Below are 8,086 nucleotides of genomic sequence, written 5' to 3' on the forward strand. Positions count from 1 at the left end.
GCGGCGACTGGATCAACGCCATCCGTCCGGTCTGTCAAAGCTGGAACCCCGCCACCAGCACCGCGGGGCAGCCTCGAAACGGTCCGATCCAGGGCGTCGCCGGGGGCGGCGAGGGCGTGGCGATCTGCCCGCGGGGCTCGGCTGTCAGCGGCATCGAGATCCGTCACGTGACCCAGGGCGAGACCGTGATCCTGCAATATGTCGCGCCGCAATGCCGGACCATTCCGCCGCCGCGGGACATCGTCGAGATCGGCCGCCTGCAATTCGGCCCGGGCGGCTCGCCGATGCCGAGTTCGGGACCGACCTTCTACGGCTGCGGTCCGCGCGAGCTGGCGATCGGCATCTCGGTGGCCGTCGGCGAGGCGCATGTCGCCGAGGTTCGTCCCCAATGCCGGTTCGCTCCCGGCCCGTCGCCCCAGATGACGAGCCGCGACACGGGACACGGGACCAGGCTCTACACCGGCCCGACCATCCGTACGGCCAGCGGGGACGACGTCAGCCTCGATTTCTGCCGCGAGTTCGGGACCAACTGCGGCCAGGCCGCCGCCAACGCCTTCTGCCGTGCGCATGGCGAGTTGGTGGCGACGACGTTCGCGCCGGCGTCGCGGATCGGCGTGACGGCGGTCATCGCCAACGGTCGCATTTGCGGCCCTAGCTGCGACGGCTTCAGCAGCATCGAATGCGGCAAGATGGCCGCGCCAGGGTCGGTGTTCACGCCGCGCCCGCCGCTGTCGGTGACGCCCTCGCCGGCGCCGTCACCATCCCCCGCGCCCGCGCCCGCGCCCGCGCCGGCGCCGGCTCCCCCGGCCACGACCCATGTGCCGGTGGCCCAGATGACGGGCGTCGTCTATCGGGATCCGAAGATCACCGCCGCCAACGGTGAAACCGCCGCCCTGGACTGGTGTCGCGACTACGGCGTCGATTGCGGCAAGCCCGCGGCCGACGCGTTCTGTCGATCGCAGGGCCATGCCCGCGCCGATCACATCCAGCCGCGGCCGGACATCGGCAAGACGGTGATCATCACCACCGGCGGGATCTGCAGCGATCCGACCTGCGACGGCTTTCGGCTGATCGAATGCGTCCGCGCCGGGGAGTAGGCCCGGAACGCAGACGCCCTACTTCGCCAGCCCGGACTTCTGCAAGGTCTTGTAGGCCTTGATCACCCGCTGGAGCTTGTGCTCGGCGCTGCGGTCGCCGCCGTTCATGTCGGGGTGGCAGCGCTTGAGCAGATCCTTGTACTTGGCGCGGATCGCCGCGCCGTCGGCGCCGGCTTCCAGGTCCAGGTCGGCCAGGGCCTGGCGCTCCAGCTTGCCGATGCTGCGGCCGGCCGCGGCCGACTCGGCCTTGCGCTGCTGGGCGCGGAACAGGCCGAAGGGGTCGTTGACGTGGCGGGCGTCGCGCGCGGCGGCGGCGGCGGCCTCGCGCGAATTGGCGTCGGCCTTCATCGACCAGGTCGGGCGACCGCCGGTCATCTTCTCTTTTTCCTGCGCCGAGCGGATCTGGCCCTCGCTCATGCCGGCGTAGAAGTTCCAGTTCTTGTTGTACTCGGCCGCGTGCTTGACGCAGAAATTGTAATAGACCCCCGGCATGTCACGCGACTTGGGCGCCTTGGACGTGGCGGCCAGGCTGCATTCGGGGTGATCGCAACGCACTTCGCCCGGCTTCAGGGCGAAGACGTCGTTCTCACGCGCCTTCTCTTCCGCCGTTTTCGGGGGGCGGACGCGGATGTCAAAAAACTTGGGGCGATATTCGAAGTCGGCGCTCATGGCGCTTAGAGTAAGCCGCAGCTATTTCCGTTCAAGGATTGACAAGCAAGGAAGCTATCATGGGCGCCGTCGCCGATGCCATCGCCGCCAAATTGACCACCGCTTTTTCGCCCACGAGGCTGGAGATCGTCGACGACAGCGACCGCCACCACGGCCATGCCGGACACCGGGAGGGCGGGGAGAGCCACTTCAACCTGCTGATCGAGGCCCAGGCCTTTGCCGGTAAGGCCCGCGTGGCCCGCCAACGCCTGATTTTCCAAGCCCTTTCCGAGGAAATGGCGGGACCCGTTCACGCCCTGTCGATCGTCGCCAAGGCGCCGGGCGAGGCGTGAAGGACCGCGCGAAAACAGGCTTGCCAGAGGCCCCCGCGACTGATTGCCTCTCCGCCCGGCGCAGCCCCGCAAAAGGCAGGAAACGCCGGCGAACGAGGCCGGCATGAGCGCGACAGAAAATTCCACCCCGATCCCGATCTTTTTGGATCCGGACAGCGAAGCCGCCCTGGCGGCGGCGCTTCCGGCCCTTTTGGCGCGGTCTTACGCCCGTTATTCGAACTTCACGGTGGCCGCCGCCGTGATCGACGAGGACGGGCGCGCCCATCTGGGGGTCAATGTCGAGAACGCCGCCTATCCGTCGGGCACCTGCGCCGAGCAGACGGCGATCGGGGCGATGGTGACGGCCGGCGGGCGGGGAATCGCCAGGGTGCTGATCGCCTCGGGCTCCAACGCCGTGGTCCAGCCCTGCGGCGCCTGCCGCCAGCGCATCGCCGAGTTCGCGACCGACGCCTGCGAGATCGTTTCGGTCCAGGACGGCAAGACCACGCGCCGCACGCCGTTCTGGAGCCTGCTGCCCGATTCGTTCGGGCCGCGCGACCTGGCCTGACCGCCACGAAAAAGGGGGCGACGTCGCCGTCGCCCCCTCGATGTCCAGCGCCGGCCGCTAGAGGCCGCCGGGCTTGCACTCGTTCTGGAAGAACTTCTCGATCTCGACCAGCTGGACCTCCATCATGGCCGGGGTCATGGTCATGTACTGGTGGCCCATGTCCTTGATTTCCAACCACTTGTAAGGCTTGTTCGCCGCCTTCAGCCCGGCGATGAAGCGCCGGGAATCCTTGATGTCGACGATCTGGTCGCGCTCGCCGTGGTACAGGAAGATCGGGATCTTGGCCTCGCCGGCGTTCTGGATGGCGTCCAGCCCGCCCACGAACGGCCGCTGGTATTCACGCATGGTGCGGCTGTCGGCGGTGGCGCGCTTCATGTCGGAGAGGCTGCCGCCGGCCCCCGACACCGCGCACTGATAGAGGCCGTTGGGCCGGATGCTGGCGGCCAGGGCCGAATAGCCGCCGTACGAATAGCCGAACATGGCGATGCGCTTGGGATCGGCGACCTTCTGGTCGATCAGCCACTTGGCGCCGTCGTCCTTGTCGTCCTGCATCTTCTGGCCCCACTCGCCGTCGCCGGCGGTCCAGAGCTTGCGGCCCCAGCCTTCGCTGCCGCGGAACTGGGGTTGCAGCACCGCATAGCCGCGGCTGGCGAAATACTGGGTCCAACCGCTGACGTCCCAGCCCAGCTCGTCCCGCGCCCACGGCCCGCCGTGCGGCAGGATGATCGTCGGAAAGGGACCCGGGCCGGCGGAGGCCGGCGGCTTGGTCAGGAAGCCGGGGATCTCCAGGCCGTCGCGGGCCGTATATTCGACCAGATGGGTGTCGCCGAGGGTCTCCGGCTTGATCCACGGGCGCGCCTTGCCCAGCAGGGACAGCTTTCCGTCCTTGGTGAACAGGTAGTAGTCGCCGGGCTCCCGGGGGCCTGATTTCAGGACGATGATGGCGTTGTAGTCGTCCGACCACGACACCACCGACAGGTCGGCGCCGTCGGGAACGCTGATTCTGGCCTTCTGCCCGGTGCCCGGATCGGTCCAGGGCATGGGCGTGGTCTTGACGCCCAGAGCCGCGCGGACGCCCTTGTCCATCGCCGCCAGCTGCGGATCGACCCAGTAGACGTTGAAGCTGGCGGCCTGGTAGCTGAAGCCCAGCAGATGGTCCGACGGGTCCTCGACGACGCCGACGGCGTCGAACAGCTTATGTTCGAAAGCCGGTTCGAGGATCTTCTTGGCCGTGATGTCGTAGACGTAGATCCCCGACTTGTCGGCGCCGGGCTGCCGGCCCGCCACATAGACGATGTTGGGATCGTCGCTGAAGGCGGCGACGGCGAAGAGGTTGCGGTCCTTGAGGTAGGATCGGAAGTGCGGCTCCCACTGACCCTTGGGGCCCTTGATCCACTGGATGTAGACCGCCTTGCCGTCCTCGTAGTCCAGTTGCACCTTGGCGCGGATCTCGCCCTTGGCGTCCGCCTGCAGTTCGCCGAACTTCTCCGACCCGCGCTCGGTTCTTTCCGCCGTGCCGTTGTAGATGTTGGCGCGGTAGACATCGCCTTCGCCGTCGCCGCTGTTGTCCATCACCAGAATATGCTGCGGGTCGCCCGGCAGCGTGCTGAGGATGCTGGGGTTGCCGGTGCGATTTTCGAGCTCGGCGCTTTCGCTGGCGGCGCGCGCTTCGGGCAGGGCGGACTTCCAGTCCTTGCCCTTCAGATCGGTGATGTAGATCTTGCCCAGGTGCCCCTTGTACGACCCGATCGTCAGGGTCTGCTGCACCACGATCGCCAGGCGGTCGTTCTTGACGAAGCTGACGCTCATCAGCCGCATGTTCCGCGAGGCGATGATGAACGGCTGACGGTCGGGGTGGGCGGTTTCCCAGACGGCCAGAAGGCGCTCCTCGCCGTCCGCCGAGATCAGGCCGGCGATGTGCTGGCCGTCGGGCGAGACCACCACGTCCGCCAGAGCGGCGTAGCGGCTGAAATCCTTGGCGCTGGGCGCCGCGGCCAGGGCGGTGGAGACGCCGAGGGTGGCCGCCGAGGCCAGGCCCAGGCAGGCCGCCGCGGCCATGGCCGTCAACAATGTCTTGGTTTGAGTCGGCACGTGAGGGCCTCACTGAATGAACCGGATTGCCTCGAACGTAGCGACAGTTTGTCCGTGTCCGCAATGCGGCCATGATGTATCGCAATTACAGGTAGTTACATGGAAATCACATTACGCTAGGTAGCGACGGATGCCCGACAAAGGCACGAAATCCGGTCAAGCTGGGCCATTGTGGCGACTATGTGACTAAATTGTAACTCGTGGAGCAAGAAATCACCGGTCGCCCATTGCGTTCGTTGAAGCCTGGCATTCGACCTGCCTAACCTGCCGTCTGAGCCTTGGGGGACGCGATGTCGCTAGGCTCGTTCAGCGCGGGGAGTAAAAATGTTCTTACGTAAAATCCTACTGTGCACGACCATGATCGCCGGTGCGATCGTGACGGGCGCGCCGACCCTCGCGGCGGCTCAGGACACCGCCGCCCCGCCCGCCGCGGAAGGGACGGAAGTCGACGAACTGGTGGTCACCGGTTCGCGGATCCGCCGCAACGAATTCAACAGCATCTCGCCGGTCCAGGTGATCACCACCGAAGGCTCGACCCTGGCCGGCCTGGTCAGCGGAAGCGAGATCCTGCAGGGCGCTTCGGTCTCGGCCGGCTCGACCCAGATCAACAGCCAGTTCACCGGCTTCGTCGTCAACGGCGGCGGCGGCGTGAACACCGTCTCGCTGCGCGGCCTGGGCGACCAGCGCACCCTGGTGCTGCTGAACGGCCGCCGTCTGCCGCCCGCCGGCACCCAGGGCGCGGTCGCGGCCGTCGACCTCAACATCCTGCCCGACGCGATCGTCGACCGGTATGAAATCCTGAAGGACGGCGCCTCGTCGATCTACGGCTCGGACGCCGTGGCCGGCGTCGTCAACGTCATTACCCGCAACAAGCTGGACGGCGGTCGCCTGGAAGCCTCCGGCAAGTTCGGCGGCGGCGGCGACGGCGGCAACGAATACACCTTCAGCGGCGCCTACGGTAAGGTGCTGGACAAGGGGCGGTTCCAGATCAGCGGCCAGTACTACGAGCAGAAGGCGCTCAAGTTCGGCGACCGCAAGGACCTGATGTGCCAGGAGCAATACAGCTTCAACCCGACCACCGGCGCGCGTAACGACTGGATCGACGTCGACACCGGCACGTTCAAGTGCCTGGGCCCGTCCGGCGCCCAGTTCAACTACATCCCGGTCTACGCCTCGTCGGGCGCCTTCTACGGCAGCCGGGCCAGGATCTCGACCGACGGTCCGGCCTATCCGGCCAACCCACCGATCGTCGCCGCGGCCGCCGCCGATCCGCGCCTGCCGGGCTACCGGTTCGCGCCGCTGAACGACCGCGATTCGGTCAACGCCCTGGAGCGGGACGCCGACTTCATCTCGCCGACCAAGCGCTACACTATCTATGCCGACGGCCAGTACGACCTGACCTTCGGCGAGGCCTATGGCGAGTTCCTGGGTCACCAGCGCAAGTCGTCGCAGACCAATGTGCAGCAGCTGTTCCCGATCATCGCGCCCGAAGCACCCTGCTCGGTGAACCCCTTCAACTGCGCGGGCGCCTCCTATGCTGACGCGGCTCGGACCATCCCGGGCTGGGAGGATCCGGATGATCCCAACGATTCCGGTCTCTACGCACCTCAGGCCCTGGCCCTGACGCCCTACAAGTACACCCAGGACGTGACCGTGGTCCGCGGCATCGCGGGCCTGCGCGGCAAGTTCGGCGAGGGTCTGGGCTTCCTCAACGGTTGGACCTGGGACGGCTATCTCAGCTATTCGAAGAACCACGGCAAATACAGCCTGACGGGCATCGACAGCGAGAAGTTCTTGGCCGGCATCGGCGGCGATTGGGCCGACAGCAACTTCAGCGAAATCTGCCCGTCCGGCTCGCCGGCCGGTTGCCGTCCGATCAACCTGTTCTCGGACCAAGTCCTGCAGACGGGCAACCTGACGCCGGACGACTACGCCTACCTGAAGCTGACCGACAAGGGCGTCACCGACTACGAGCAGACCATCGCCGAATTCTCGGTGACCGGCGACCTGTTCAAGCTGCCGGCCGGCCCGCTGTCGGGCGCGTTCGGCGTGTCGTATCGCCATGACAAGCTGGACGACAAGCCGGGTCCGGACTTGACYAACCAGAACTTCTACAACCTGGCCACCGCCAGCCGCACCAAGGGCAGCGACACGGTCTGGGAAGGCTACGGCGAACTGGAAGCGCCGCTGCTGAAGGCGCTGCCGGCGATAGAGTCCCTGACCCTGAACCTGTCGGGCCGGGTGTCGGACTACGATTCCTACGGCACCAACTACACCTACAAGACCGGCCTGAATTGGCAGATCACCCCCGCCTATCGCCTGCGCACCAGCTACGGCACCTCGTTCCGCGCCCCGGCGCTGTTCGAACTCAACTTGGGCGACCAAGGCGGCTTCCTGAGCCAGGCCTCGGTCGACCCGTGCATTCGCTATGCGCCCTCGGAAGGCGGCGGCACGTCGAACCCGACGATCGCCAAGAACTGCGCGGCCCAGGGTATCCCCGGCGACTACGACGGCCTCAATAATTCGGCCTTCATCATCACCGGCGGCGGCGAGGACCTGAAGCCGGAGAAGTCCAAGGCGTTCAGCGCGGGCTTCATCTGGACCCCGGAATTCGCCGACATCAACATCGCGATCGACTACTACGAGATCGAGGTCAACGATCAGGTCACCAGCAGCGGCGCGGCCGTCGTCGGGCAGTGCTACGCCGCTTCCGACTTCCCGACTAACCCGTTCTGCGCTCTGTTCGACCGTGACCTGGATCCGTCTTCCCCGAACTATCTGCAGGTCACCAACATCGATGGTTCGTTCCGCAACATCGTAAGCCAGACCAGCCGCGGCATCGACCTGACGCTGCGCTACAACCGCGACATCGGCCCGGGCAAGCTGACCCTGGACGGCCAGTTCAGCTACACCCTGGAAGACACCCAGGAGCTGTTCGCCGGCTTCACGGACGACTTCAACGGCGTGATCGGCGAACCGAAGGTGGTCGGTAACACCCAGCTGCGTTACCGCTGGAACGACTTCACCGTCACGTGGTCGACCGAGTTCGTGGGCCATCAGTCGAACTACGACTACCAGTTCGGCACCAACCTCTCGCCGCCGTCGAACCTGACGACGCCGCAGGGCTCGGCCTTCATCGCCAAGAACCACGCCGAGGCGATGTGGTACCACGGCCTGTCGTTCCGCTATGAGGCCGACAAGTGGGAAGGCATCGTGGGGGTGACCAACCTCTTCAACGAAGCGCCGCCCAAGGTGTCGCCGGCCCTGCAGGACCGCGGCAACTTCACCTACGGCCGCGTGGGCAGCTACGCCTTCGCGACCCAGTACGACTTCATCGGCCGTCAGGACCC

The 8,086-nt window shown here is 66.5% G+C and carries 6 protein-coding genes; 4 read left to right on the forward strand and 2 right to left on the reverse strand.

What is annotated here, in order from left to right; translation table 11 throughout:
* On the forward strand, positions 1 to 1,097 hold a 1,097-nt coding region (locus AC1DZ6_RS13535; protein WP_477097686.1), incomplete at its 5' end, for a hypothetical protein.
* An 18-nt stretch (positions 1,098 to 1,115) separates the two neighbouring features.
* On the opposite strand, the gene AC1DZ6_RS13540 is transcribed toward AC1DZ6_RS13535, so the two are convergent.
* Positions 1,116 to 1,766, reverse strand: a complete 651-nt coding sequence (locus AC1DZ6_RS13540) for a J domain-containing protein (RefSeq protein WP_477097687.1) — start codon at positions 1,764 to 1,766, stop codon at positions 1,116 to 1,118.
* Between the two features lie 59 nt (positions 1,767 to 1,825).
* Here AC1DZ6_RS13540 and AC1DZ6_RS13545 point away from each other — a divergent pair, with 59 nt between their 5' ends.
* Both AC1DZ6_RS13545 and cdd read left to right on the forward strand, forming a co-directional pair.
* On the forward strand, positions 1,826 to 2,098 hold the full coding sequence (locus tag AC1DZ6_RS13545) for a BolA family protein (protein WP_477097688.1): 273 nt from the start codon (positions 1,826 to 1,828) through the stop codon (positions 2,096 to 2,098).
* A gap of 103 nt (positions 2,099 to 2,201) precedes the next feature.
* Entirely contained in the window at positions 2,202 to 2,645 is a 444-nt protein-coding gene (gene cdd / locus AC1DZ6_RS13550; protein WP_477097689.1) for a cytidine deaminase, read from the forward strand.
* Between the two features lie 57 nt (positions 2,646 to 2,702).
* Here the strand turns inward: cdd and AC1DZ6_RS13555 are convergent, their stop codons facing one another.
* On the reverse strand, positions 2,703 to 4,736 hold the full coding sequence (locus AC1DZ6_RS13555; protein ID WP_477097690.1) for an alpha/beta hydrolase family protein: 2,034 nt from the start codon (positions 4,734 to 4,736) through the stop codon (positions 2,703 to 2,705).
* A 324-nt stretch (positions 4,737 to 5,060) separates the two neighbouring features.
* Here AC1DZ6_RS13555 and AC1DZ6_RS13560 point away from each other — a divergent pair.
* Positions 5,061 to 8,086, forward strand: a 3,026-nt coding sequence (locus AC1DZ6_RS13560) for a TonB-dependent receptor plug domain-containing protein (RefSeq protein WP_477097691.1), incomplete at its 3' end; no start/stop codon positions are given.

It is taken from the genome of Caulobacter sp. P1_B12_2 (assembly GCF_056406675.1).

Coding starts and splice junctions, on each gene's coding strand:
- cdd (WP_477097689.1), top strand. CDS start 2,202: ATGAGCGCGACAGAAAATTCCACCCCGATCCCGATCTTTTTGGATCCG.
- AC1DZ6_RS13540 (WP_477097687.1), bottom strand. CDS start 1,766: ATGAGCGCCGACTTCGAATATCGCCCCAAGTTTTTTGACATCCGCGTC.
- AC1DZ6_RS13545 (WP_477097688.1), top strand. CDS start 1,826: ATGGGCGCCGTCGCCGATGCCATCGCCGCCAAATTGACCACCGCTTTT.